Raw genomic sequence first — 26416 nt, forward strand, 5'->3', positions numbered from 1 at the left:
GGAACCGCATGCATGAACCTCGGTTCAATATTACAAAGATTTGAAAATTCTCCTCTGGAGCTACAAGAAAAAATTCAGCACACTTTAATGGAACTGGTGGCGATTTCCGAACAGGTGCCTTATCCCGCTTCCGGAGCGACCTTAAAACGCTGGCAGATACTCAGCCAGGTTTCAGCCAGCAATCTGAGTCTGGGTAAACTCTATGAATCGCATTTAGATGCTTTAGCTATTCTGCATGAACTGAATATTCCGGTAGAACAAAAAGGCTTATGGGCAGTATGGGCAGCAGAAGGTGGCCCCAAACCTTTAACATTGCAAGCAGGAAAGCTAAGCGGAATTAAGCCTTGGTGTTCTGCATCGGTCTGGGTGCAACACGGTCTGCTGACTCACCGTGATGAGCAGCAATATTCACAATTACTGATTCTAGATTTGTCGCAAGAAGGCATTCAGCATCATCAGGATGCCTGGCAGGCAGTGGGCATGCAGCATACCTTGACTGCCCGGCTGGAACTGGATCATGTTGAGGTGGAAAAAGTCGCAGCTCCAAATGCCTATCTGGATCGGCCCGGATTCTGGCATGGCGCCGCAGGTGTGGCCGCGTGCTGGTATGGCGCAACCGTGCGTTTGGCTGAATATTTAAGACAGGCAGTATTGTTAAAACCGCATGCCTATAAGGCCATGTATCTCGGTGAAATTAGTCGGGAGCTTTTAGCGACACAGTCCTTATTTTATCAAGTTGCTGCATTGATTGATCAGCAACCGCAACACGCACATGAGTTAAAGATTCGTAGCCTACGTGCTCAGGTGGAAGCGACTGCCTTAAATGTACTAACTCATGTAGGTAAGGCACTTGGTGCTGGGCCGTATTGTGAGCATCCGCATTTCGCTCGGCTTGCAGCAGATCTTCCGGTATTTATTCGTCAAAGTCATGCTGCATTTGACTTGGAGCGGATTGGCGAGCTGACTGCACAGGAGGAACAATTATGGACGTTATAAGACATGAGATTGTAGGGGATCGTGTCATCCATGGTGAAGGCACAAGACTTGAAGAATGGCGTTCCTGTCAGATCCTGCAACAGATGCCGGAATTTGATATTCCTAAGGTTATTCCTCTAGATGCCAGAGTCTGCATCATTGCCCCTCATCCTGATGATGAAATTTTGGGCTGTGGAGGCCTGATTCAGCGTCTGGACAAACTTGGCTATCAGATCATACTTTTTGCCGTTACCAATGGGACAGCCAGTCATCCCGGCTCTAGTCTGTATACTCCCGAAGAGTTGAACCAGATTCGTCCTGCTGAAACGCGAGCAGCTTTAGAAGAGTTACCTTTAAAACAGAATATCTTGCGGATCGCTTTAGATATTCAAGATGGCAAGGTGGCCGAACAGCGGGATGTGTTGCAACAGCATCTGCAATCTTATCTGCAACCGAATGATGTGTTAATTAGCACATTTGTTCATGATGGACATCCAGATCATGAAATTACGGGGCAGGTCACACAGCAGCTGGCCACTGAACTTCATTTGCCCTGTATTCAGGTCTTGATTTGGGCATGGCATTGGGCAACACCTGGAGATACCAGAATTCCCTGGACCGTCGCTCATCAACTCAAATTAACTGAGGAAGAATTACAATATAAGTCTCGAGCTGCGCGGTGTTTTAAGAGCCAGATCGAGCTTGACCCTACTATTGAACAATCACCGATTCTGCCAGAGCAGGCATTGCAACGTATTTTACAGCCCTGGGAGGTGTATCTGTATGAACAGTAAAGCAGCCTATGATCAGGAATATTTCGATGCGTTATATGCACTGAATCAGGGAGATCCCTGGCAATATGAACAGCGTTGGTATGAACAGCGCAAACGGCAGATTTGTCTGGCGGTCTTGCCGAGCTTGCAATTTGACTCTGCGATTGAAATTGGTTGCAGTAACGGCATCTTCAGTCAGGAACTGGCACAGCGGACAAATAGCTTAATGTGTCTGGATGCCAATGATACTGCGATCCAGTTAGCGCAGCAGCGTTTACAAGATTATTCACATGTGCAGGTGTTACAGCGTGTCGTGCCAGATGACTTGCCCAAACAGAAATTTCAGCTCATTGTCGTCAGTGAGATTTTATATTATCTGAACCCGATTGCTCTGCAACAGGTGCTGACATGGTTGCATACTGCACTGGAACCGGGCGGATGTATCTTGAGTTGTCATTGGCGCGCGCCAATCTCGGGATTTAGCCTAAATGGTGAAGATGTCCATCAGTATCTCAAAGCGCATTTAAACTATTCCCATCGTTTAAGTTTGCAGGATTCCGATTTTTTGATAGATCTCTGGCTGAATTCAGCGCAATCCGTAGCAGAGCAGGAGGGCTTAAGATGAAAAAAATCGGTGTGGTGATTCCGGCCTGTAATGAAGAAGCCTATATTGAACGCTGTCTGTTAGCCTTAAAATCAGCACAAACTTATTTTTTTCAATATTTTAAAACAATAGAAAATCTTCCTGAAATCCAGATTCTTGTGGTTCTGGACCATTGTACCGATAGCACCGCACTTAAAGTTCAGCAAATGGGTATTCCAGCCATCAGTTGCGACTTCCGGAATGTGGGCAAGGCACGCCATTTGGGGATTCAGCAGATGATCGAGCAGGGCTGTGACTGGATTTGCTGTACCGATGCCGATTCATTCGTACAGTGTGACTGGTTTCAGATGATGTTACAGCATCAACCCACCGATGCGATTTGTGGTGTGGTCGAGCTGGATCAATGGGATCATTTAAGCCGGAAAACCCGTCAGGCTTATCTCCGACATTATCAGGACAGCATGGGACATCGGCATGTTCATGGCGCAAACCTGTGTTTTAAAGCTTCGGCTTATATACAGGTCAATGGGTTTCAGCAACTGGACTGTCATGAAGATGTCGATTTCATCCGTCGTTTAGAAAAAGCTGACGCGCAGATTGTCTGGTCGAATCAGCTGAGAGTCACCACTAGCAGTCGTCTTAGCTCAAAAATTGCTGCAGGTTTTGCACATTTTCTACAAAAACTTGAGCTTAAGCAGGCCGCGAAAAAACCGATCAGCCTATGCAAATAAAAGCATAAAACTATAAATTTTATACAATCAGATACTTGTAAAAAATCTTAAAATTAGTGTCTAAAAACTATTCCATTTAAATTTATTCTGTTTATAATTCACGCAAATTCAGCCCCGCAAACTTATACATTCTAGCTATAAGTCTGTGGGGTTTTACTATGGATGATCGGTAATGGATGCCTGAGCCTTCTTTTTTGGTAATACAATGTTCAATCAAACACTGCTTTCTCGAATTCAGTCTCCATCACCATATCTATGGCAGAAAATAGCGACTGCGTTATGCTTCTTTAGCTTGGGCTTTAGTACTGCGGCTTGGGCACCCTTAATTCCATATGCACAGCAGCGCCTGTTATTAAATCATGCTGATTTTGGCCTGTTATTGCTGTGTGCCGGGATTGGTTCAATGTTGGCGATGCCACTGGCCGGCCGACTGGCCAATGCCTTAGGTTGCCGTACTGTTTTAGCCGTAATTCTCAGTGCATTTTTGTTCATTCTGCCTGCTCTGGCTTATAGTCCGAATCATTTAATGATGGCCATCAGCCTGTTTTTCTTTGGTGCCAGTGCCGGGGCTTTGGGCGTGACTGTCAATATTCAGGCTGCACAGATTGAGAAAAAACTCGGTAAAAGTTTAATGTCGGGTTTTCATGGGGTGTGTAGTTTAGGTGGTCTGGCAGGCGTACTGGGCATGACCATGTTAATGGGTTTTGGCTTGGCGCCTTTAACTGGTGCGGTGATTGTCAGTGTGATTTTGCTGCTTATTGCCTTATTTGCTGTTCCTTTGAGCTTGGGCGCTGAGCCAAAAACGGCGGTAGAAGAAACATCATCAGAACAACCTGCGAAAAAAGCAGCACCGACCTGGGCAATTTTAGGTATTGGTCTGATCTGTTTTGTGGCTTTCCTTTCGGAAGGTGCAGCTATGGACTGGAGTGGTATTTATCTTGCTACTGAGTTCAGCCTGCCTGCGGCGCAAACCGGTCTGGCTTATAGTTTCTTTGCTGGTTTGATGGTACTGGGGCGTTTTAGTGGACACCTGATTATTCAGCAGTTTGGTGAAAAAAATACGATTCTGTTAAGCGCACTCTTGGCTGCAACCGGTTTATTAACCGTAGTCTTTGCGCCAGTCTGGCAAGTGGTGTTGGTCGGCTATGCGATTTTAGGTTTAGGTAGTGCCAACATTGTACCGCTGATGTTTTCCCGTGCAGGACGTCAGAAAACTTTGGCTTCACATGTGGCATTGTCTTATGTATCGGTATTTGCTTATACAGGTTCGTTGATTGGGCCAGCATTGGTCGGCTTCGGCAGTGAAATCATCGGATTGAGCTTAGTATTTAGCGTCATTGCGATTGGTCTATTGAGTATTGTGATTTTGAATCATCTCACTGCAGACCCAAGCGAAGTACAACAAAGCGAAGAGATTGTGGCTCCTCTTCAAAACGAAACACCAGCTTAATGCTGGTGTTTTTTTTTACTTAAAAATTTAGGCATGCATACTGAACTGGTTTGAAACTCCTGCAGCCACCGGACGATAGATCCGCAAGCTTTGTGAGTTTTTCAGGTCAGTAATAAACTGATCACGCCAGCGAATAATATCGAAATTTTTCAAGCCTTGGCTTAAATAACGATAGCGCTCTAAACGTTCTGATTTAGACATGCGCAGCGCCTTCTTCAAAGCTTTAGCCATACTGTCATGCTCATAAGGATCGACCAGTAAGGCTTCTTTCATTTGTTCAGCAGCACCGGCATATTTAGATAGAATCAAGACACCCGGATCTAAAGGATCCTGTGCAGCAATATATTCCTTGGCGACCAGATTCATACCATCCCGGATCGAATTTACCCAGCAAATATCTGCCTTACGATATAGTTGCATCAATGCCTCATGGCCCAAAGTATCATAGCTGCAATCGAAAGGTAACCAGTCCGCTGTGCCATGCTGGCTATTGAGTTCATGCACGGCAGATTTAAATTGCGTATACAGGTTCTTATAGGTTTTTACATCCAGTCGGCATGGGCAGGCAATTTGTAATTGCTGGAATTGATTTTTAAACTCCGGTTGATCTTCCAGCAAGCTCTGCAACGATCCGATTTTCTCCAATAAGCCTTTACTATAATCAATCCGGTCAACTGAAATGATGGTTTTATAAGGCTGCACTGTCTCCAGATCAAAGGGAAGCTTTTCCAGATGACTATCTGAGGCCTGATTCTGTAGTTGCACAGGATGCACACCAATCGGATAGCATTTCACATGAATCTTTCGAGATTGATAATTCAGGATTTCATTGTGACGATGCTGCACTTTTAAGGTTTGTTCAAGGAAATTTAAACAGTTTTCCTGATCGCGAGAGGTCTGTAAACCCAGTACATCGTAGTTGGCCAAATGATGTGCCAGATCGCGATGGGCGGCTAAAGTCTGCCAGAGCCTTAGTTCAGGAAAGGGAATATGCAGGAAAAAGCCAATACGGTTACGCATGCCCAGTTTACGGCAATAATGCGCCACGCTTAAAAAATGATAATCATGGATCCAGATAATATCATGTGGAGATGCTACCTGTTTCAGGTGCTTGGCAAAGCGTAAATTGACATCCTGATAGATCTTAAAATCCTGCGGCTGATAATCTACAAGTTGATGCTGATCGTGCATCAGTGGCCATAATGCATTGTTGGCAAAACCACAATAAAAACCTTGATATTGGGATTCAGTCAATGGACTCGTGTGATATTCAACATTTTGATGCTTCAGGATTTGAAACTTCTGCTCTTTCATCTGGTCAACTCGGGATCCATTCCAGCCAACCCAGATACCGCCTATATCCTGCAAAGCATCCTGCAATGCCACCGCTAATCCACCTGCCTGTGTATTGTCTGACTTAGGTAGATTTACACGATTTGATAACACTATGAGTTTCGACATGTAATTTCTCCAATAATAATTGTTGTTGTGCTTTCAATATTTCTAAGAATTCCGCTAGAAAAGCCTGTACTTGAGTCACGTTTTCGAGGCGATGTTGTGCCACGGTGTTGCCTGTACCGACTTTGATAGAGCAGCCTTTGAATGTGTTGATGACTTGAAAACCGGCTTCGTCGGTCAGGTCATCTCCGATAAAAATGGGGTAATGATCACTTAAGTGATATTGCTGAATGATTTGTTGGATGGCTGAACCTTTATTTGCACCTTTGGGCACCAGTTCAAATACAAACTTTCCAGCCTTAAGTTCAAAATCCTGAAAATGAGTAAGACAATTCAAGGCAAATGCATGCACTTGATGCTCTAAATAGGGATGTTCACGAAAATGCAGGGCGACTGAATAGTCTTTAATTTCTATTCGAGTCTGAGGAATATTATTACTATGTTCTGTAATATAATTTTTTAATAATTCAAACTGTTCAGGATTTAAATCAATTAACTTGCTTAAACGCGATTGATAGCTTAATTCCAGACCGTGAGAACCGGCAATATTCCAGTCAAATGGATAAATAATTTTTTGGGCTTGTGCAATTGAGCGACCGGTCACTAATATTAGCTGAATATATTGTTGTAACTCTTTTAAGGTATTTAAGGTTCCGCTCTTAATTATACTTTTTGCTGGATCTGGGTGGAATTCAGAAATGGTTCCATCAATATCAAGAAATAAAACAAGTTTGTGAGAATAAATGATAGGTTTGAGCTGATTTAAAATCACTTGAGGTAATATATAAGAAGATGTAGCAAGTGAATCTTCTAGGTCTTGATCTTCTTTTAGAGTCGACATAAATACTACCTAAGCCTCTGAAGTTAAATTGATTTAAAAGTTAGAATTACCTGAATGGTCATTGCTTTGATTAAATTTATAACATATTTCATTTAACAGACTGGCTTTAAGTGCAGAAACGAAACACTTTTAACAAGTACAGTTACTTTGTAAGATTTAGAAATATTTTGGTAGAAATCCAGTATTGTTAATAAATTTTAAAAATAAATTATGAGGATTTTATATTTTAAGATTTTCTTGGATTGATTGTTTTTCAGGATTTTACATAATAAGATTTATTATTTAATCTTTATTTTTGAATGTGTATTTTGTAATTAATTTTTCAGAATATAGTATTTATTATTAATTTGTATTTTATTTTTTAAATATATGGGGAGATGTAATTTTGAGATCTTTTTAAATAGAATAATCTAAATAAATTTATAAATCAGGTATATATAATTAAAATATTTAACTTAAGTTTATGAAAATTAATAATTTTTAAAATTAGCTAAGCTGTCTTAAAAGAAAAAATACTAATATTGGCTAGAGGGAAATTTCGTATTATCAAATTTTCTTGGGACCAATTGCAGAGCTATACAATTTAAACAGCCTCTTAATTTAGCATCTCAGATTATTTTTTAATTCTTATTGATAAATTTTATCAGAGGATAAAAAATCGAAGAAAGATGAACGCCAGTTCTATGACTAAACTCTGAAAATAACTTGAATATTCTTTTTTTGAATCGAAGCGTAGGTATTAGATGAAGTTGAGCTAAACAGAGAGAAGAGATGTAAAGGTGTCATCGCAAGGACAGAGTAGATACAAAAGACCGAAAACAGATCATTAGTGATCTTACATAGGTTACAAAACTAAATGATGTTTCAATTAAACAGAATTTTTTGCTCAAATGGATATGAGCCAATTTAAAATCAGTAAATGATGACAGAAGAGGAAAGAAATAATTTTTTGAAAAAATAATAAAAGAGCAATCAAAGTGGAGAAAAGCTAAGGGTCGTATCCTATAAGTTAAGAAACCCAACTCAGATACAACCCATCTATTTGCATAAGAGAAAAATACTCAGATTTCTCGCCACACTTCATTTTCGTCTTTTAGAGGAATGGTAAAGTTAAAATCATCATCATTACTGACCAGAAGACTGGTTGGAGTCTGCATCACCACTTTCAAAACAGTACCTGCTTCAAAAATAATAGGGTCGCAGTTTTCTTTTTGTAGAGTCACCGGTTTAAGTAATTCAATTACTGAACTTTCCATAGTTTTTTCCAAAATAAGATTACTTTTCGATAATTAAATCATAGCATGATTTTTGAAAATTTAACTGTTTCTTCAAAAACTGAGAACTTGATCAATGACTTATTCAAATAGGGAGAGGTGCTCTATTTAGATAAAAGATACCTAGAAGACATGCAGTATGCCTGATTTTCATCCTATACTCGCAGTGCTCAGAAGCATGAAGTTCTTTTACATAAACCCGACAGATAACAAGCATAAAAAAGTCTATCAAAATAACGAAAGGTCAAAAACATGATGATTTTTCTGTTTTTTGATATCGCTCGGCTGAATGATAAAAATCGAGAATATAAGGAAAATCATAACGCAGAGCTGAATGATAAAAATAAGTTTCTATAGACTCGATATCTTTCTATCCTTTTTTACACTAAATTGAAAATTAATGCTTTATAACAGTAAAAATCTAAAATAAGAATAAACTATGCGTCATTTGAATGACCAAGAGATATAAGGAGAATTGGGTCGGCATGTTTAAGTCATTTTTCCCGCAACCCGTCTGGTTTTTTAGCAGCCTGATTTTGTGGTTTATCATTAATCTTGTGCTTTGGCATAGTGGCGGATCAGGATGGGGAACCTATCTGGGTTTTCCTGAAGGTTATTTTGATGAAAAGCTTACAATCGGTATCGGGCGTTTCTGGTCAGCTCAATTTATCTGGTTCTATCTCTGGTATTTCATTGCAACTACGATATTTGCGCTGTTCTGGCAATGGAAAGCCAGACACCGATGGCAGCGCTGGTCGGTCTGGGGCTCGGCATTTATTCTGTTTAATATCTGGTTCGGGGTACAGGTCAATGTCGTATTAAACGAATGGTATAGCCCGTTTTATGATCAGATTCAACAAATGCTCACTAAGGGTGGTGGGGATGTTTCATTGCTGTATCAAGGCGCATTAACCTTTATTTATATTGCGATGGTTTATGTCACTTTAGCGGTATTTAACCTGTTTTTTGTCAGCCATTATGTCTTCCGCTGGCGTACCGCGATGAATGATTATTACACCGCACATTGGGAGCAGTTACGTCATATTGAAGGTGCATCACAACGTATCCAGGAAGATACCATGCGCTTTGCCAAAACCACGGAGCAGTTAAGTGTTTCCTTGATCGAAGCGCTGATGTTGCTGATGGCATTCCTGCCGATCTTATATCAGCTCTCTAGTCATGTGAAAGTTTTACCGATTGTAGGGGAAATACCGCATGCTTTAATGTGGGCCTCGATCGGCTGGGCGGTATTGGGTACGGTCATTTTAATGGTCGTGGGAATGAAATTGCCCGGACTGGAGTTCAATAACCAGAAAGTTGAGGCAGCCTATCGTAAAGAGCTGGTCTATGGCGAAGACTATGCTGATCGCGCACATCCGCTGACATTACAAGAACTGTTTAGCCGGGTACGCTGGAATTATTTCCGGTTGTATTTTCACTATGCTTATTTCAACATGGTTCGGATCTGGTACTTGCAGTTAGACAATATTTACGGATTATTTATTCTGTTTCCAAGTATTGCAGCAGGGGCAATTACTCTTGGTTTGATGATGCAAATCCTGAATGTATTTGGCAAAGTACGGGAATCTTTCCAGTATCTGATTCTGTCTTGGCCGACGATTATTGAACTGATGTCGATCTATAAACGGTTGAAAGCATTTGAATCACATATTGATTAATTTTTTCTCATATTATTATCCTGCTTTATTAGCCAAACAGTTTTAGGTTTGGCTTTTTTTAGGGCGAGTTAATTTACAAAATCCAATGGAAAATATCGATCTGACCGTTGGTCAGATGACTTGGGTAAATCGTGTCAGAACCTCCCAATATTGGGGTATTCAGATATTTTTTTCTTGTCTAAAATCCTAAGGGCCAGCCAAGATGGCGTTTAATTTCCGGTGGTTTGACGTATAAAAATAACAAATGTACGTTGAGGAAATTATTCTTATGCTGATCTTGTTCAGGCAATGTTATAGCGGATAAAAGGTAAATTTATTACCCATTATAATAAAGGTCTGTAGCGTTCCCTGAATAAGCCGCCGGAGAAGGACTCACCGCCTTCTTCGGTTTTTTATGTGTTTTTTCTATCTTTTTCTTGAGTCCTGAATGAAATTGTTTGTTATTTGATCTGGCTTAAAAATGATACTTGTGTCAATTTTTATCACATGAAGCTTGGCATAATCAGCAAAGTTGAGGCTGATATGTGCCTTTTTACCATTTAAATATTATAGTTATCAATATCTTGTGTTTGTTGTTTTGTGCTATTTAAGCTATGTTATACGGGATTTTGGGGTTGAGATATTTGCTGTGAAGCTAAAAGTAATAATTCTAATAATAGGGGCAGCAGCTTTAGCTGGATGTAATAGCGTGAATCGGTTGAAATCAGAGGTGTTACATCCTTTTGCCAGTCCGGAAGAACTAATTGCCAAACGGGCTTTGAATCAACGTGATGGTAGTGCAAAAGATTATGTTTATCTTTGGGGACAAGCTCAGAAAAATAACACGACTCAGGCCATGTATCCGCGTTCGATACTGACGCAATATTGTCATGAACAGGGTGGTAAATTTTCACTGCTGTATAAAAGTAATTTTAGTGCAGTGGCAGATGTTGCCCAGCGTAAACGCCTGAGTGCCAATCGGGGTGTTGTACAAGGTAGTGGTGCCTATCAGTGTCGTATGGATGACCTGACTGAAAGCTGGATTGTCTCGATTGAGCCAACTTCTGAACGACAAGTTGATAAATCTAGCCAGACACGTAGTGTTCGACTATTCACCCAGGTCATGAGTCCTTCTCAAGCAAAAAACTTTTATCGTCCAACTAAAGCCAGGGTTGCTTTGGAGCAAACCAAACCTGCATCGATAAAAACTACGACTCCTCCTAAGACTCCTGCCGCAAAGACGACAAATGAGCTGAAGGAATCAGCACGTAAAGAACTGGAGAAGAAAGAATTAGAGCGAAAGGAATTAGAAAGAAAAGAGTTAGAGAAAAAAGAAGCAGAGAAAAAGCAGCTAGCAGCGGCATCAGCTCGAGCTGCGGTAGCAGAAACACCGCAACAAAATCAGATGAAGATTTATGTGGCAGCGCGACGTGATATTAACAGTGGCAAGAATCTGAATAATGCATGTAACAACGCCCAGCGTGCCTATAACTATGGCAAATTGCAGGGCACAGAGGGAACACGTGTCTATACTGAATCAGGGATGCTGGTTGCACGCTGTTTAACCAGTGTGCCGAGTTATAGCAGCCGTTTTTCCAATGCCAAAGGTCAGGCGGTAAAAATTTTGCAAAACCTGGCCAATAATTATAATCATGCCGGAGCAAAGAATATGCTCAGGCAGGTGAAGTAGGACTATTTTTTCCTTCTTAATCCATCCTCTTTCGAGAATCCTTAAAATACATTCTGAGGATGCTTTCACTCGCCTTTTTTTTAAAGTGGCGTCTTAAAAAATGCTGAACAGAGACGGGGATTTCTAATCTCAAACTCACATTTACACTCAATACACCTAATCAGATATCGGTCTTTTGCCCGTGGCTTGTGTATTGCCATAAATTACAGAGTAATAACACGGGCAAGGTGCGAGTCTATGATACAAAGTAGCTGATTGTTAAAAAAGAGATTCGCTTATGTCACGCCAAACTGAGGTTATCCGTCGCAGATTTACAGCTAAAATTCGGTGGGGATTAATGGCAATGGCCTTGATGGCTACCACCCAAATGGCTATTGCGGGGCCAACCGTCGAGCAGCTGAGTAACTGTCTGGTGAAATCCACCACGGCAGCAGATAAAACAACGGTGCTGCAATGGACCTTTGTTGCCTTATCTGCACATCCGGAATTGAAGAAATTCAGTAATGTGAATGAAGCACAAAGAATCCAGCTGGATAAAAATTTAGCCCAAGTATTGCAGCGTATATTGGTAGAGCAATGTTCTGCACAGACCAAAGCGGTAATTGCTGCGGAAGGCGTACAAGCGGTGGGTGACAGTTTTCAGGAACTTGGACGGATTACCGGTGAGGAAATTTTAGAAAATCCTGAAGTGAAAAGTCAGCTTAAAGGTGTGCTGCGTTATGTGGATTTAAATAAACTGGTGGTCACTTTCTTGACACCGGATGTGTGGAATAAGTTGGGTGAGTTAAGAGGGAAATAACTGATTGAATGCATGCGTGCCAGGGTTCAATTATGGTATTTATTATGAATAACATAAATGAAAAGATAGGGGTTGTTATGTTCAAACGCACTGCTTTATTGGGTTTAAGTATGTTTATACTTCCTCCTGCGCTGTACGCAGGGGACAATGATTTGAGTCGGCAATACTCAAATTGTATGGATCGCTCAGGTGGCGTTACTGTAAATATGCTGGATTGTATTGCGGCCGAAACAGATCGCCAAGATACACGGTTAAATAATGCCTATAAACAGACGATGGCATCGCTGAATGCAAACCGTAAAAAACAGCTTCAAGAGGTTCAGCGTCTCTGGATTCGCTATCGTGATGCCAATTGCGATTTTTATGCCGACCCGAATGGAGGGACGATTGCAACTGTAAATAGCAATAGTTGTTACATGGAAGCGACTGCCGCACGTGCGACTGAATTAGAAAATTTAAGAGAAGAGTATTAATTTAAAAAAATCCTCTCCCTAGCCTTCATCCTTTCTTGCGCTTCATTTTAAAGCAGTGCTTTAAAACTTGCTCAGGAGAGGGAACCACGCGTATCAATTGATGACGTGGCAAGTCCTCCTTTGAAAAAGGGGGATTTGGGGGGATTAATGATTACAATAAATCAGGATAAAATTTCTCAAATTCTTTATTCACAGCTTCACCACGCAGCAAATAGCCTTTGGGTTGAATATAACTATAAATTTCGCGTGCAGGTTGTTCATGCCAACCAATATTAAATGCACAAAGTTTTGGGAAAAATTGTAGGTGGTTTTAATTCAAATTATTATGAATCCAAAAGACGAGTTTTTGCCAATTGGCTTGATCTTTTTCATACAGTGCTAAAAATGATGGAATGACAATACACGCCGTTGCCCCATAACCTTTTGCATCGGGATAGTCCCAAATGTGGCTGGCAAAGTTTTTCTCGTTACTTGCGCAGTTATGTCCTTTTTCGTTGCCGAGTTGGTTGACGCTTGGCGAGCAATAGGCTGAACGAATCGCGATACGTCCAAACTTGTCTTGGAGTGGTTCGAGTAGTTGTTGACAGAGTTCCGTACCTGTACGAATAGCAATGTCAGGATGATCGGGGAAGTTGGGTACACCGTACCAGTTGGCGATTTCGCTATAGAGGAAGTCACGCATAAATAAAGACTTTGAAAGCTGAATACGTCCTAAGTCTTCAAGTTTGGCAATTGAGGATACTTTTTTGATGGATATGTTGTTTTGGTTAGGTGTATTTCATTCTTAAGTTAAAGTTATTTTTGAAAAAAAGATCTTTGATTAAACTAGATTTTTTACATTACAAGCGGATTTTTAAATCGTATAATATAAAATTACTCTAATAATTAGATGTTTATGCTCTTAGATTTAAATGAGGGGAAATTTGTAATTGGAACTTTTTTCAAATAAATATCTTTATTATTTTACATGTTTAGTTGCTGATCTAATTTACTTAATCTGGTTCGTATGGTGTATGTTTTTTCCTAAAAAGCTCTTGCAAAAAATTGCTATTTTTATTGTAGTCTACATTTTTTTAACTTTAGCATTAACTATTCTCTATTTTTATTTAGGTAGTTTGTATCCTGAAGATCTTGGGTTAAATAGTAAGGATGTAGCTAAATGGTCGAGATATGATCTTATTTCTATATTTTTAGGTGTTGGGGCATTTATGGCACCTATTGCGGTTTTACTGGGATTTGATTTATGGAAAAGACAGTTATTTGAAACCTCTAAAATAAAAATGTTAGGTGAATTAAAGAACATCGTATCCAAACAAAGAGAAATTACAGCGAAATATAGGTTAAGTGATAATGCTGAAAATCTTCGAAATCGAGAAGATGCTGTTTTTAAAGCGAATGAGAAAAAATGGTCTGATGAATTTGAAAACTATCGTTGGGAAATTATGAAAATTTTAGAAACTGATGGTTTTTATATAGGGGTTGACAGTAATGAAATTAAAAAATTATATGAGTTGAATAACTCAACATTGGACATAATCACAAAACTTGAATCAGCAGCAATGCAACTCAGGTTTTGTTGGATTGGTAATGCTACTATTGATAAGCAAGAAGATGAAAAGGATCAGGATGATAATACAGTAATTTTGAAAAGAATCTTCTTAATAAGTCCTACTAACATCTGTGTAAAAATAAATTTAGATCGAAATCCCAATTTAAAAGAAGTTTTTTCAGACTATGAAAAAGAAGTCATTTATAAAAGACTAAATGATTTTTATGATTATTTAAATATTCTATTAAAAGAAGCATATCTTTAAGAAAAAACCCGCTCTAAAGCGGGTTTTTTTATTCCAAAATCAATCAGCCTTAACCAATCAATTTCTTCATCAATTCATTCACTTGAGCAGGGTTAGCCTTACCACGTGATGCTTTCATCACTTGACCAACTAGACCGTTGAAAGCTTTCTCTTTACCAGATTTATACTCTTCAACCATCTTCTCGTTAGCAGCAAGCACTTCTTTAATGATTGCTTCAATCGCGCCTGTATCAGTTTCCTGTTTCAAGCCTTTTTCCGCAATGATTTCGTCCGCAGTTTTGCCTTCTTCCCACATAAAGCCGAACACTTGTTTCGCGATCTTACCGCTAATAGTGTTGTCGACAATACGCGCAATCATACCGCCCAATTTCTCACTCGACACAGGAGAGTCGGCAAGGTCTAGGCCAGCTTTGTTTAAAGCACCGGAGAATTCACCCATTACCCAGTTTGCAGCAATTTTACCTTGTGCAGCGCCGCCAGCAGCTTTTACCACATCTTCGTAAAACTCTGACATTTCACGAGTCAGGGTCAGTACGTGAGCATCATACTCAGTCACACCGAAGTCAGCCACGAAACGCGCACGACGAGCAGCAGGCAGCTCAGGCATTTGCGCTTTAATCGCTTCGATTTGCGCATCTGGAATCACCACAGGCAACAAGTCAGGATCCGGGAAGTAGCGGTAATCGTTCGCTTCTTCTTTAGAACGCATTGAACGCGTTTCCATTTTCACAGGGTCGAACAGACGCGTTTCCTGATCAATGGTGCCATCCCAGTCCAGAATTTCCATTTGACGTTCAATTTCAACATTGATCGCTTGTTCAATGAAACGGAATGAGTTCAGGTTTTTCAATTCACAACGTGTACCAAACGGTTGACCCGGACGACGTAACGACACGTTACAGTCACAACGGAACGAACCCTCCGCCATGTTACCGTCAGAAATACCTAACCAGCGCACTAAAGTGTGAATTGCCTTGATATAAGCAACCGCTTCTTCAACCGAACGCATATCCGGTTCAGAAACGATTTCAAGCAGCGGCGTACCGGCACGGTTCAAGTCAATGCCTGACATACCTTCGAACTGGTCATGAATCGATTTACCTGCATCTTCCTCAAGGTGCGCACGGGTTACGCCAATGCGTTTAACCGTGCCATCTTCAAGCTGGATGTCGATATGACCCAAGCCCACAATCGGGTTGTCCATCTGGCTGATCTGATAGCCTTTTGGAGAGTCCGGATAGAAGTAGTTTTTACGCGCAAATACAGACGCCTGATCGATGTAAGCATCGATACCCAGACCAAAGCGAATCGCAAGATCAACCACTTCTTTGTTTAATACCGGTAATACGCCCGGCATAGCCAAATCAACCAGGCTGGCTTGCGTGTTTGGATCATTACCGAAAACAGTCGATGAACCTGAAAAAATTTTGGTATTGGTGGCAAGCTGAGTGTGAATCTCGATACCAATAACGACTTCCCAACCATCAATCAGGTTGGATTTTGGTTTAGCCGATTTTTGAGCTTGAGCCATTATGCGTTCTCCTCAGCAATTGCAGCGCGTTTTGTATGCCAATCGGTGGCCTGTTGATACTGGTGTACCACAGACAACAATTGAGATTCTGACCAGTAATTACCAATCAGCTGTAAGCCAACTGGCAAGTTATTTTGGTCAAAACCGACAGGCGCGTTAATCGCAGGAAGACCTGCCAGATTTACCGCAAGCGTGTAAATATCGCCCAGGTACATTTCAACTGGCGTTAAATCTGCACCAATTTTATAGGCAGTCGTTGGCGCAGAAGGTGCTGCAATGACATCGACCGATTCAAATGCTTTAAGGAAATCTTGCTGGATCAGGCGACGTACTTTCTGTGCTTTTACATAGTAAGCATCGTAATAACCTGCAGATAGGGCATACGTACCAATCAGGATACGGCGTTGCACTTCTGCACCAAAACCTTCTGAACGTGAACGCTTGTACAGGTCCATCAGGTCCACAGGATTTTCTGCGCGATAGCCATAACGTACGCCATCAAAACGTGATAGGTTCGAAGAAGCTTCGGCAGGTGCGATCAGGTAATAAGTCGGAACATAGCTTTCAGTCATGTTGAGGTCGATCTCAACAAGCGTAGCGCCCATTTCTTCTAACTTTTTAAGTGATTCTTCGACACGTGCTTTAACATCTTCAGCTAGGCCAGCAACATTAAAATACTGTTTTGGAATACCAATGCGTAAACCTTTTACTGAGGTAGCGTTCAGGTTCGCGACATAGTTATCTACCACTTGATCCATTGAAGTTGAATCTTTGGCATCATGACCGGCCATGACATTCATCAGGTAAGCACAGTCTTCTGCAGAACGTGCCATTGGACCACCTTGGTCTAGTGATGATGCATAGGCAATCATACCGAAGCGCGATACACGACCGTAAGTCGGTTTAAGACCGGTCAGACCACAGAATGATGCAGGTTGACGGATTGAACCACCGGTGTCAGTACCAGTTGCAAATGGTGCCAAATCCGCTGCCACAGCTGCTGCAGAACCGCCTGAAGAACCACCAGGGACATGGCCCAGGTTCCAAGGGTTGGCAGTTGCGCCGTAATATGAGTTCTCAGAGGTCGAACCCATCGCGAATTCGTCCATGTTCACTTTACCCAAAGTGACCAGGCCCGCAGCTTTACCTTTCGCTACAACGGTTGCGTCGTAAGGAGAGATAAAATTGTCCAGCATTTTTGAACCGGCAGTGGTTTTAATGCCTTGGGTACAGAAAATGTCTTTGTGGGCAACTGGCACACCAGTCAGGGCAGAGGCATTGCCAGCTTTGATTGCAGCATCGGCAGCATCAGCTTCAGCCAACGCCTGTTCAGCAGTCACCGTCACATAAGCCTTAACCTGTGCATCAATTTTTGCAATGCGTTTTAAGTAATGTTCAGTCAATTCGCGAGATGAAAACTGGGCATTTGCCAGACCTTCACTAAGTTCACGAATGGATAAGCGATGTAAATCTGTCATGAGAAATAATTCTTTACGTTTAATTTAATAAAAAGAATGAACTGGGTAGTAATTACTCAATCACGCGCGGTACGAGGTACAAGCCATCCTGAACAGCTGGTGCAACTGCCTGGTATTGCTCACGATGATTGGTTTCGGTAACCACATCATCACGTAGCGGCTGAGGGTGGTCGAAAGGGCTTTTCAGGGGTTCAACACCATCGGTATTGATGCCTTTCAGGGTTTCCATCATGCCTAAAATTTTATTTAAACTTTGAGCATATTCAGCAGATTGCGTATCATTGAGAGATAACCGTGCAAGGTTGGCAATAGCTGAAACTGTTTCTGCACTTAAATCTGCAGAATGCTGTGCATCCGATGTAGACATAATATTACCTAATCAGTATTAAAAAAATTCAAATTATCATGCGTTATGATAAGCGATTGACTTGTCCAAATCATCACATTTAGTTAAAGTGGCCACCTTGCGTCCATATAAAGTTTAACTGAGAACGTCCCCGTGATTCTAAAACGACTAATAGGCTTGTTTTCGCCCGATCTTGCCATTGATTTAGGTACAGCAAATACACTTATTTATGCGCCAGGACGAGGCATTATATTAAATGAACCAACGGTTGTAGCCATCCGTCATAGTGGTTCACATAAAATTGTTGCGGCAGTCGGTCTTGAAGCGAAGCAAATGCTAGGTCGTACCCCAGCCAATATCTCAGCGATCCGTCCCATGAAAGACGGGGTGATTGCGGATTTTGAAGTCACTGAGACCATGCTGAATCAGTTTATTCGCAAAGTACATGAAAACCGTTTATTTACTCCAGCACCGCGTGTCGTGGTTTGTGTGCCATGTAAGTCGACTCTGGTTGAGCGCCGCGCCATTCGTGAAGCCGTGTTTAATGCGGGCGCACGTGATGTGCGTTTAATCGAAGAGCCAATGGCAGCAGCGATTGGTGCAGGGATGCCAGTTGAGCAGGCCTGTGGTTCGATGGTCGTCGATGTTGGTGGTGGTACGACTGAAATTGCAATCATTTCCCTACAAGGTTGTGTTTATGCCGATTCTTTACGTATCGGCGGTGATGTCTTTGATGAACAGATCATTAACTACGTGCGTAAAGCGCATGGCTGTGTGATCGGTGAAACTACGGCTGAAGTGATCAAAAAAGAAGTCGGTATGGCTTTGCCTGATGAAGGTGCTAAACCGCTGGAAATTGAAGTTCGTGGTCGTAACCTCGCAGAAGGTGTGCCTCGCGCGATTGTGGTCAATTCAGACGAAGTGACCCAAGCGATTTCTGATCCATTGCAAAACATCGTGTCTGCTGTGAAATCTGCTTTAGAACATACCCCTCCTGAGCTTTCTTCGGACATCGCTGAACGTGGTATCGTGTTAACTGGTGGTGGTGCATTACTGCGTAACCTGGACAAGCTGCTTGCCAAAGAAACTGGCCTGCCGGTGGTGGTGGCAGAAGATCCACTATCATGCGTGACACGTGGTGGCGGCAAGGTACTCGAATTTTTCGACAACCCAAATCATGACATGTTATTCGTAGGCTAAGAAAAGGATCCGGCGGGTGCAAGCACATCTGTTTTCTCGACAACCGCCATCTTTTCGCTCTTTTATCATTGCATTGGTAACATGCTTGGTGGTGCTTTTCTTTGATTGGCGCATGCCGCATGTTGTTCAACCTGCAAGGGATGTCCTGTACGCTGCTTATAATCCTATTTATGCGGTGGCCAGCTATCCGGTATTGTCGCGAGAGTGGTTGAATCAACAAACCAAGTCTGAAGCTCAATTGCGTCGGGAAAATACCGCGATGCAGGCCGAGCTGTTACAGGCACAGGTACGCTTACAAAAAATCTCTGAACTTTCTGCTGAAAATACCCGTTTGCGCGGTCTATTGGACACGCCGCTGATCATTGATGGGCGTATTGAAATTGCCGAAGTGATTGGTACCGATGCCGATCCATTACGGCATATTATCGTGATCAACCGGGGTTCAAATAACGAGCTGAAAGTCGGGCAAACGGTACTGGATGACAAGGGTATCATGGGACAGATTATCAATGTCTATCCGCATAGTAGCCGGGTCATGCTGTTGTCCGATAAAGAACATTCACTGTCAGTGCGCCTGGAACATACCGGTATGCGTGCCATTGTTTCGGGCACAGGTGATCTGGGACGTTTAAAAATGGAATATGTACCGACCAGTGCCAATATCAAGGTTGGTGAAAAAGTCTATAGTTCGGGCTTGGGACAACATTTCCCGGCAGGTTATCTGGTGGGGCAGGTGTCTAAAGTACAACGGCATAATTCCGGTGAATTTGCCCAGATTGATGTCACGCCTGCAGCCCAACTGGCTGGTGGACATCATGTGGTGGTGTTATTTTCCGATTCATTAGCGATGGAGCAACCGCATGTCAATCGCTAAGATGAAATCCAGAAAGCATCGTGATCCTTTAATGGCTATTGTCATTTCGGTGATTGTGGCTTCTATTTTAATGGTCTATCCACTTTCCTATAATCTCTCGGGCTGGCGTCCGCTGTTTATGCTGATGATCATGCTTTTCTGGGTGCTGTGCCAGCCGACCTGGTGTGGGATCTGGTTTGCCTTTGGTACCGGTATTTTTATTGATCTGCTGCTGGATGCACCTTTGGGTCTGAATGCGCTGAGCTTTATCATTATTGCCTTTTTAGCCCGCTTTCTAACCCGTGAGCGCCGTATTCTGACCTTTAATAATCTCTGGGTGATTATGGGGCTGGCGATTGTCGCGCATCTGCTAATGATCTTTTTTTCCCAGATTGTGGCTGGCGTGCAATTTTCTTATGCAAGGCACTGGATTCCGATGCTGACCAGTATTCTGGTTTGGCCTGCTATTTATTATGTGCTCAAAAAATGGCGCGTATAATTCTCGCTTCGAGCTCACCCCAGCGCCGCGAGTTGTTACAGCAACTCGGGCTGAGCTTCGATATTTACAGCCCAGAAATTGACGAATCAGTACAAGCAGGCGAGTCGGTCGCAGCCTATGTTGAACGTCTGGCAAGAGCCAAAGCGGATGCCGTGGCCGAGCGTTATCCGGATGCCATCATCATCGCTGCGGATACCAGTCTAGGGGTGGATCAGGAGATTTTGGGCAAGCCTGAATCCAAACAACATGCGATTGAAATGTGGACAAAAATCTCCGGTCGGTGGCATGATGTATATAGCGGTGTCTGTGTTCGTACAAAGCATGAAAAATACAGTATAGTGGTACGCACACAGGTCGAATTTCAAATCCTGAGCGCTGCAGATATGGAAAGTTACTGGGCGACAGGTGAGCCACTGGGTAAAGCAGGGGCTTATGCAATTCAAGGAATTGCAGCACGTTATATTCCAAAAATACAGGGCAGTTATTCCAATGTGGTTGGCTTGCCTTTATATGAGACAGTACAGTTATTACAGACGGTTAAGGCACTAAATTAACTGCTGAAAAGAATTCTTATAATGTTTTGAGTGTAGTTATGTCTGACGAGTTGTTGATTAACGTCACGCCGATGGAATGTCGGGTCGCGTTAATTGAAAACGGCACGGTCAATGAACTGTTTGTCGAGCGTACGGCCAAGCGTGGCCTGGTAGGGAATGTCTATAAAGGAAAAGTGGTGCGGGTCTTACCCGGCATGCAGGCTGCTTTCGTGGATATCGGACTTTCTCGTACTGCGTTTTTACATATCAATGATATGGTCTGGCCCCGCAATCAACCGACGCCGAATGTTTTTGAGCTGCTTCAACCGGGACAAGTCCTCACGGTTCAGGTGATGAAAGATATGCTCGGTACCAAAGGCGCACGCCTGTCTACCGATCTGTCGATTCCTTCGCGTTATTTGGTGCTGATGCCATATGGCAATCATATAGGTGTATCACAACGGATTGAATCTGAGGAAGAGCGCAATCGCTTGCGTTCCATCATTGAGCGGATTCAGGCAGAACATAAGCTGCCGGGTTCAGTGATTGTGCGTACTGCGGCAGAAGGGATTGAAGAAGAAGCCATCGCACAGGATATGGCTTATCTGGCCAAGCTTTGGGAATATATCCAGCGCAAGCAGAAGATTATTGCAGTACCGTCTTTGATCTTTGAAGAATTGCCTTTGCCGCAACGGGTGATTCGTGATCTGGCCAATGAAGAAACTGCTAAAATTTACGTGGATTCACGTGAAATTCATGCCAAGTTGCAGGAATTTGTCGAAGAATTTGTCCCGAACATGAAAGACCGTTTGCTGCATTATCCGGGCGAGCGGCCAATTTTCGACTTGTATAATGTCGAAGAAGATCTGCAAAAGGCATTGCAAACTCGTGTCGCATTGAAGTCTGGCGGTTATCTGATGATTGACCAGACTGAAGCCATGGCCACAATTGATGTCAATACCGGTTCTTATGTTGGTGGTCGTTCGCTGGAAGATACGGTTTTTAAAACCAATATGGAAGCGACCGATGTCATCGCACGTCAGTTACGGCTGCGTAATCTTGGCGGAATTATTATCATTGATTTCATTGATATGCAGGAAGCGCAGCATCGTGAAGAAGTAATGAAACAGTTTGAGCGCATGCTGGAACGTGACCATGCCAAGACCAAGATTACTCAGGTATCGGAACTGGGCCTGGTAGAAATGACCCGGAAACGCACCCGTGAGTCGCTGGAACATTTGCTCTGTGAATCTTGTCCGACCTGTCAGGGACGTGGTTATGTCAAAACAGCCGAGTCAGTATGTTACGAAATATTTAGGGAAATTCTGCGTTATGCCCGTGCTTATGAGTCACAGAGTGGCTTTACTGTCGTCGCGCATCCTGCTGTCATTGATCGATTATTGACGGCAGAAGCGCCTGCAGTCGCTGATCTAGAACATTTCATTAATCGTGTGATTAAGTTCCAAGTGGAAAATCTGTATACGCAAGAGCAATACGATATCATTCTCAGCTGAAATTGTAACAGAATATCGTTAAACACTTGTTACATCTGAAATTTTACAACCGGGCCTTTATTTACAATACTAGATGCATGAATTAGCCAAAGCCGTTTCTCCCAGTTTCAGGCTTAGCAAAAGGAGTGTGTGATGAGTATGAGTAAAGCAGTAATCCATAAAGGCCTAAAACACGTATTAGAACCAAAGACTGTACATGCGGGATATATCGTTGATGAGCGCGGTAATGAAGTTCAGATTACCGCGAGCATGATCCGTAACGTCTGCCATCAATTATTACAACAGTGCCGTACTATTAAAAGCTGATTATATTTGTGCATTGTTTTTAACTTGTCAAAAAATGATTTGGATAGACGTTTAAATAGAGAAGTCATCCAAAATTTCTAAAATAATTTAAAAAGATTCCAAAAAATAAAGAAAAGGGACCAGATCGGTCCCTTTATTCTGTGCTCAAAGACTGGCAAAAATGATCAGCATCTTTGGCAGTCCATCTATCTTATTTATTCATCCGCGGCTAGCTTACCGCTCGTAACTTTGGGACAGGTTCGCCATCTACAATAAGTTCAAAACGTTGAATTTCTTCTTCCAGATGTGTCAGCAAGTTCTGCATTTTCGGCAGGGCATTACGACATGCGGTCAAGCCGACTTCCAGTTTGTCTAGATAGCTGGTCATGGTGATATTCAAGGCCTGACCATCCAGTACGATAGAAGCCGGATAAAGTGCTTCAAGACGGGCACCATTCCAGTAAAGGGGCTCTTGTGGTCCAGGTACATTGGAAATAATCACGTTAAACGCCTGACGTGTCGGCATTAAACCGGAGGCAATATTCAGACCTGCTGCACCATAGACAAAGGCACTATAGTTCAAAATCTGGTTGGCATTCATGCGTTTGAAGCGCTCTTTGGCACTCAGCACACTGCGGCGTACGATCTTGAGACGTTCTAGCGGATCTTCTTTATGCGTGCCCAGATTGGCCAGAATCATGGTAATACGGTTGGATATATCTGAATCGTCACTGCGAACAGAAGCTGGAACCATAGCAATTAACGGTTTTTTCGGTAAGGCATTTTGCGATAATAAATATTCACGTAATGCACCTGAACAAATGGCCAAGACAATATCATTAATGGTCACGCCCAATGCCTTAGAAATATGACGTAAACGTGAAAATTCGAAAGACTGGGCTGCAAAGCGACGTGAAGCACTGACGCGTTGATTCAGAATACTGCTTGGCGCCTGAAAGCTGGATACATAATCCGGATTGCGTCCCATATCTTTCATGACGGTTTGCGACAGTTCATAAGCAACTCGTGGCGCACATTCCAGTTGCCCCTTAATGGTCTGCAGGACATTTTTAAACCTGTTCACTTTAGGTGCTTTAAGGCGTTTGGCACGTGGCCCTTCCACACACCATGGCGGTACAATACTCTTGGCATTTGGATCATGTGAAAGCGACTTTTCTACCAGACGCATGCCAGCGATTCCATCCACCATAGCATGGTGAATTTTGAAATACATGGCAAAACGATTACCTTCAATGCCCTCAATGATATGACAGGTCCATAAAGGTTTGGCACGATCAATCAGGGCACTATGTTCTTGTGAAATATAGGTCAGCAATTCACGGATACGGCCCGGTTTTGGCAGGGCAATATGACGAAAATGATGATCTAAATCAAATTCCTGGTCTTCATCCCAAAACAGGCCGTTTAAATAATTGTTAAAAGGTGGGATTGGAGAGCATTTCGAATTTTGGATATCCGTGACTAGATCCTGAATAAAGGAAGCTGACGCATTGTCGGGAATTTGGAATAAAAATAGTCCACCTACATGCATAGGCTGCTGCCGTTTCTCTAAAGTTAAGAAAATAAAATCAATTGGATGTAATGGACGCATAGCGTGGATTGCCTCACTGCATTCTCTATGGCTTTTTTGCTAAAAGGCCTTGTTAGAATTATTACTTTAGTTTTTAAAGTATATCTTTTTTAGCATATAAATGAACTGCTTTATCTTGCCTCAACTGTGAAAAAGTGGCTATTGACAAGAACAAAATATCTTCCTAAGTTTATGAAATGTGAAAATTTTAGTTTTAAAATAGATTTCTAAAAATAGTATTTTCTAGGCGAAGTGGAGTGTAACTTAATAATTATGTGTTATTAGAAGAATAGCATTGTGTTCAATTTCACATTTTATGCAAATAAATCAATGAGCTAAAATTTTATCAATTCTTTAATTAAAATAATATTATCCCGATAAAAGGTAATTTCTATCTTGTCACTAAATGTAAAATTATCAATTAAAAAGACTATCTTTATCAAAAATAGTCTTTTAATCAATAGGAACGATAAAACTTAACTTTATTTTTTTAGATTGCCAGCATGTAAGCCACATTCTTTATGGGTAGCTTCTTCCCACCACCAGCGACCTTCGCGTTCATGCTGATTTGGCAGCACAGGGCGAGTGCAGGGCTCACAGCCGATAGAAACAAAACCTTTCTCATGTAGGGCATTATAAGGGACTTCCATCATACGGATATAACTCCAGACATCCGCACTGGACCAGTTGGCAAGAGGATTGTACTTGATCAACTGTTTTCCCGGACCGGAAAAACCTGGATCGGCCTGAACCACTGGAATTTCATTGCGTGTACCCGGACTTTGGTCTTTGCGCTGACCGGTAATCCAGCCGTCCAGCGTGGCCAGTTTTTTACGTAGCGGTTGAACCTTGCGTATACCGCAACATTCCTGATGGCCATCTTCAAAGAAACTGAATAAACCTTTAGCGGTCACTAAATTTTGTACCGCATCCGTTTCAGGGAAGCAGATTTCAATCTCGATATTATAATGCTTACGCACCCGTTCAATAAACTGATAGGTTTCTGCATGTAGACGGCCAGTATCCAGACTGAATACCCGGAAAGGTTTACCGAGATGCGACGCCATATCAATCAATACAACATCTTCAGCACCAGAAAATGAAATCGCAATTTCACCCTGCTGGCTAAGTGTAAGTGCCAAAATTTCATTGGGCGATTTATCTGCATATTCAGATGCAAGCGCATCAATACGATCAATAGTAGGAATGATGGTCATGAGAGTCCTGGCGATATAGGCTTGGAAAGGACATGGCCTATATTAATTAATTTCACATCTATTTTAATAGAATTGATTTAATTGACTTATCACTAAAAAATAAATACTTATGAAAAAAATAGATTTAAAAAAGTACAGTACAAAATCTGTTGCTTCAGCTATGATAGTGCAAAATTTTTTCAATACAACTCAGGAGGAATGTTCATGGAAGTCGTATGTCTAGATTTAGAAGGTGTGTTGGTTCCAGAAATCTGGATTAACTTTGCTAAAAAAACCGGTATTAAAGAGCTTGAAGCGACGACTCGTGACATTCCTGACTATGATGTACTGATGACCCAACGTCTGAATATTTTAAAACAGCACGGTTTAGGCTTGAACGATATTCAGGAAGTGATTGCAGAAATGGGTCCATTCCCAGGAGCAAAAGAATTTGTGAAATGGGTGAGTACGCATTTTCAATTAATTATTCTTTCAGATACTTTCTATGAATTTGCACATCCATTGATGAAGCAACTGGATTGGCCGACGATTTTCTGTCATAAACTGGAAACAGATGAAGCAGGAATGATCTCTGCTTATAAACTTCGTCAGCCGGATCAAAAACGTCAAGCCGTAAAAGCATTACATGGCTTGAACTTCCGTGTGATTGCAGCAGGAGATTCTTATAATGATACCACGATGCTAGGTGAAGCAGATCATGGTTTCCTATTTGATGCGCCTGAAAATGTGATTGCTGAATTCCCGCAATTCCCGCCAATTCGTGGTTATGATGCGTTAAAAGAAGCAATTCGTAATGCTTCAGTGCGTGATATCCCAGCTTAAAGAATTT

The 26416-nt window shown here is 42.0% G+C and carries 26 protein-coding genes; 17 read left to right on the forward strand and 9 right to left on the reverse strand.

The genetic code is table 11. The features are described from left to right. The first annotated feature begins 12 nt into the window (after positions 1 to 12). The 5 genes from ACP7AK_RS08880 (at position 13) to ACP7AK_RS08900 (ending at position 4533) form a co-directional block, all read left to right on the forward strand. Complete coding sequence (locus tag ACP7AK_RS08880; RefSeq protein ID WP_005247036.1) at positions 13 to 996, forward strand: hypothetical protein; 984 nt, start codon at positions 13 to 15, stop codon at positions 994 to 996. Beyond that, positions 984 to 1769: a PIG-L deacetylase family protein gene (locus ACP7AK_RS08885; protein ID WP_425879633.1), complete on the forward strand. Its 786-nt coding sequence runs from the start codon at positions 984 to 986 to the stop codon at positions 1767 to 1769. Before ACP7AK_RS08880 ends, ACP7AK_RS08885 begins: the two co-directional genes overlap by 13 nt. Further along, positions 1759 to 2373, forward strand: coding sequence for a class I SAM-dependent DNA methyltransferase (locus ACP7AK_RS08890; protein ID WP_425879635.1), 615 nt, complete (start codon positions 1759 to 1761; stop codon positions 2371 to 2373). Before ACP7AK_RS08885 ends, ACP7AK_RS08890 begins: the two co-directional genes overlap by 11 nt. Then, a complete protein-coding gene (locus ACP7AK_RS08895; protein WP_184413582.1) occupies positions 2370 to 3083 on the forward strand; it encodes a glycosyltransferase in 714 nt (237 codons plus the stop codon). The genes ACP7AK_RS08890 and ACP7AK_RS08895 overlap by 4 nt, the downstream gene beginning before the upstream one ends. A gap of 205 nt (positions 3084 to 3288) precedes the next feature. Next, on the forward strand, positions 3289 to 4533 hold the full coding sequence (locus tag ACP7AK_RS08900) for an MFS transporter (protein WP_155861838.1): 1245 nt from the start codon (positions 3289 to 3291) through the stop codon (positions 4531 to 4533). Positions 4534 to 4560: 27 nt separating this feature from the next. Here ACP7AK_RS08900 and ACP7AK_RS08905 read toward each other — a convergent pair whose 3' ends face one another. The 3 genes from ACP7AK_RS08905 to ACP7AK_RS08915 all read right to left on the reverse strand — a co-directional run bounded on the left by ACP7AK_RS08905 (position 4561) and on the right by ACP7AK_RS08915 (position 8088). Beyond that, positions 4561 to 5994, reverse strand: coding sequence for a trehalose-6-phosphate synthase (locus ACP7AK_RS08905; RefSeq protein ID WP_425879638.1), 1434 nt, complete (start codon positions 5992 to 5994; stop codon positions 4561 to 4563). Next, complete coding sequence (otsB, locus tag ACP7AK_RS08910) at positions 5951 to 6832, reverse strand: trehalose-phosphatase (RefSeq protein ID WP_425879640.1); 882 nt, start codon at positions 6830 to 6832, stop codon at positions 5951 to 5953. The genes ACP7AK_RS08905 and otsB overlap by 44 nt, the downstream gene beginning before the upstream one ends. A 1061-nt stretch (positions 6833 to 7893) precedes the next feature. Continuing rightward, positions 7894 to 8088: a hypothetical protein gene (locus ACP7AK_RS08915; protein ID WP_004730396.1), complete on the reverse strand. Its 195-nt coding sequence runs from the start codon at positions 8086 to 8088 to the stop codon at positions 7894 to 7896. 503 nt (positions 8089 to 8591) lie between these two features. On the opposite strand from ACP7AK_RS08915, the gene sbmA reads away from it, so the two are divergent. From sbmA to ACP7AK_RS08935, 4 genes are all read left to right on the forward strand, one after another. Beyond that, the gene (gene sbmA / locus ACP7AK_RS08920; RefSeq protein ID WP_004730392.1) at positions 8592 to 9785 is read left to right on the forward strand and encodes a peptide antibiotic transporter SbmA; all 1194 of its coding nucleotides are present in this window, start codon (positions 8592 to 8594) and stop codon (positions 9783 to 9785) included. A 688-nt stretch (positions 9786 to 10473) separates the two neighbouring features. Next, on the forward strand, positions 10474 to 11454 hold the full coding sequence (locus tag ACP7AK_RS08925) for a hypothetical protein (RefSeq protein WP_425879643.1): 981 nt from the start codon (positions 10474 to 10476) through the stop codon (positions 11452 to 11454). Between the two features lie 277 nt (positions 11455 to 11731). Further along, the gene (locus ACP7AK_RS08930; protein ID WP_425879645.1) at positions 11732 to 12253 is read left to right on the forward strand and encodes a hypothetical protein; all 522 of its coding nucleotides are present in this window, start codon (positions 11732 to 11734) and stop codon (positions 12251 to 12253) included. A gap of 77 nt (positions 12254 to 12330) precedes the next feature. Next, positions 12331 to 12726, forward strand: coding sequence for a lysozyme inhibitor LprI family protein (locus ACP7AK_RS08935; RefSeq protein WP_004279354.1), 396 nt, complete (start codon positions 12331 to 12333; stop codon positions 12724 to 12726). A gap of 310 nt (positions 12727 to 13036) precedes the next feature. Here the strand turns inward: ACP7AK_RS08935 and ACP7AK_RS08940 are convergent, their stop codons facing one another. Continuing rightward, complete coding sequence (locus ACP7AK_RS08940) at positions 13037 to 13408, reverse strand: hypothetical protein (RefSeq protein ID WP_253112694.1); 372 nt, start codon at positions 13406 to 13408, stop codon at positions 13037 to 13039. 331 nt (positions 13409 to 13739) lie between these two features. On the opposite strand from ACP7AK_RS08940, the gene ACP7AK_RS08945 reads away from it, so the two are divergent. Continuing rightward, a complete protein-coding gene (locus ACP7AK_RS08945; protein WP_219309939.1) occupies positions 13740 to 14540 on the forward strand; it encodes a hypothetical protein in 801 nt (266 codons plus the stop codon). Between the two features lie 49 nt (positions 14541 to 14589). Here the strand turns inward: ACP7AK_RS08945 and gatB are convergent, their stop codons facing one another. Genes gatB through gatC form a run of 3 tightly spaced genes read right to left on the reverse strand, consistent with a single transcriptional unit; the run spans position 14590 to position 17916 of the window. Then, positions 14590 to 16071, reverse strand: a complete 1482-nt coding sequence (gene gatB / locus ACP7AK_RS08950; RefSeq protein WP_253146871.1) for an Asp-tRNA(Asn)/Glu-tRNA(Gln) amidotransferase subunit GatB — start codon at positions 16069 to 16071, stop codon at positions 14590 to 14592. After that, positions 16071 to 17549 (reverse strand): Asp-tRNA(Asn)/Glu-tRNA(Gln) amidotransferase subunit GatA, encoded by a 1479-nt coding sequence (gene gatA, locus ACP7AK_RS08955; protein ID WP_085064471.1) that lies wholly within the window; start codon positions 17547 to 17549, stop codon positions 16071 to 16073. Before gatA ends, gatB begins: the two co-directional genes overlap by 1 nt. 52 nt (positions 17550 to 17601) lie before the next feature. Then, entirely contained in the window at positions 17602 to 17916 is a 315-nt protein-coding gene (gene gatC / locus ACP7AK_RS08960; RefSeq protein ID WP_064095715.1) for an Asp-tRNA(Asn)/Glu-tRNA(Gln) amidotransferase subunit GatC, read from the reverse strand. A 132-nt stretch (positions 17917 to 18048) separates the two neighbouring features. Here gatC and ACP7AK_RS08965 point away from each other — a divergent pair, with 132 nt between their 5' ends. The 6 genes from ACP7AK_RS08965 to ACP7AK_RS08990 all read left to right on the forward strand — a co-directional run bounded on the left by ACP7AK_RS08965 (position 18049) and on the right by ACP7AK_RS08990 (position 22800). After that, positions 18049 to 19095: a rod shape-determining protein gene (locus ACP7AK_RS08965; RefSeq protein WP_004279360.1), complete on the forward strand. Its 1047-nt coding sequence runs from the start codon at positions 18049 to 18051 to the stop codon at positions 19093 to 19095. Between the two features lie 16 nt (positions 19096 to 19111). Next, complete coding sequence (mreC, locus tag ACP7AK_RS08970) at positions 19112 to 19969, forward strand: rod shape-determining protein MreC (protein WP_004279362.1); 858 nt, start codon at positions 19112 to 19114, stop codon at positions 19967 to 19969. After that, positions 19956 to 20447: a rod shape-determining protein MreD gene (mreD, locus tag ACP7AK_RS08975; protein WP_004279364.1), complete on the forward strand. Its 492-nt coding sequence runs from the start codon at positions 19956 to 19958 to the stop codon at positions 20445 to 20447. The genes mreC and mreD overlap by 14 nt, the downstream gene beginning before the upstream one ends. Next, positions 20435 to 21001 carry a Maf-like protein gene (locus ACP7AK_RS08980; protein ID WP_425879650.1) on the forward strand — a complete coding sequence of 189 codons (567 nt, stop codon included), beginning with the start codon at positions 20435 to 20437 and terminating at the stop codon, positions 20999 to 21001. The genes mreD and ACP7AK_RS08980 overlap by 13 nt, the downstream gene beginning before the upstream one ends. Before the next feature lie 38 nt (positions 21002 to 21039). Continuing rightward, positions 21040 to 22494 carry a ribonuclease G gene (rng, locus tag ACP7AK_RS08985; protein ID WP_004646221.1) on the forward strand — a complete coding sequence of 485 codons (1455 nt, stop codon included), beginning with the start codon at positions 21040 to 21042 and terminating at the stop codon, positions 22492 to 22494. Between the two features lie 132 nt (positions 22495 to 22626). Continuing rightward, positions 22627 to 22800 carry a PA1571 family protein gene (locus ACP7AK_RS08990; protein ID WP_004646222.1) on the forward strand — a complete coding sequence of 58 codons (174 nt, stop codon included), beginning with the start codon at positions 22627 to 22629 and terminating at the stop codon, positions 22798 to 22800. A gap of 208 nt (positions 22801 to 23008) precedes the next feature. On the opposite strand, the gene ACP7AK_RS08995 is transcribed toward ACP7AK_RS08990, so the two are convergent. Together ACP7AK_RS08995 and ACP7AK_RS09000 are read right to left on the reverse strand one after the other, a co-directional pair. Then, positions 23009 to 24391 (reverse strand): WS/DGAT/MGAT family O-acyltransferase, encoded by a 1383-nt coding sequence (locus tag ACP7AK_RS08995; RefSeq protein ID WP_005104698.1) that lies wholly within the window; start codon positions 24389 to 24391, stop codon positions 23009 to 23011. 461 nt (positions 24392 to 24852) lie between these two features. Beyond that, complete coding sequence (locus ACP7AK_RS09000; RefSeq protein ID WP_425879652.1) at positions 24853 to 25587, reverse strand: phosphoadenylyl-sulfate reductase; 735 nt, start codon at positions 25585 to 25587, stop codon at positions 24853 to 24855. 204 nt (positions 25588 to 25791) lie between these two features. On the opposite strand from ACP7AK_RS09000, the gene thrH reads away from it, so the two are divergent. Next, the gene (gene thrH / locus ACP7AK_RS09005) at positions 25792 to 26409 is read left to right on the forward strand and encodes a bifunctional phosphoserine phosphatase/homoserine phosphotransferase ThrH (RefSeq protein ID WP_004646225.1); all 618 of its coding nucleotides are present in this window, start codon (positions 25792 to 25794) and stop codon (positions 26407 to 26409) included. Positions 26410 to 26416: the final 7 nt, after the last annotated feature.

The organism is Acinetobacter sp. TWP2-2-3 (assembly GCF_049896445.1).
GTDB lineage: Bacteria > Pseudomonadota > Gammaproteobacteria > Pseudomonadales > Moraxellaceae > Acinetobacter.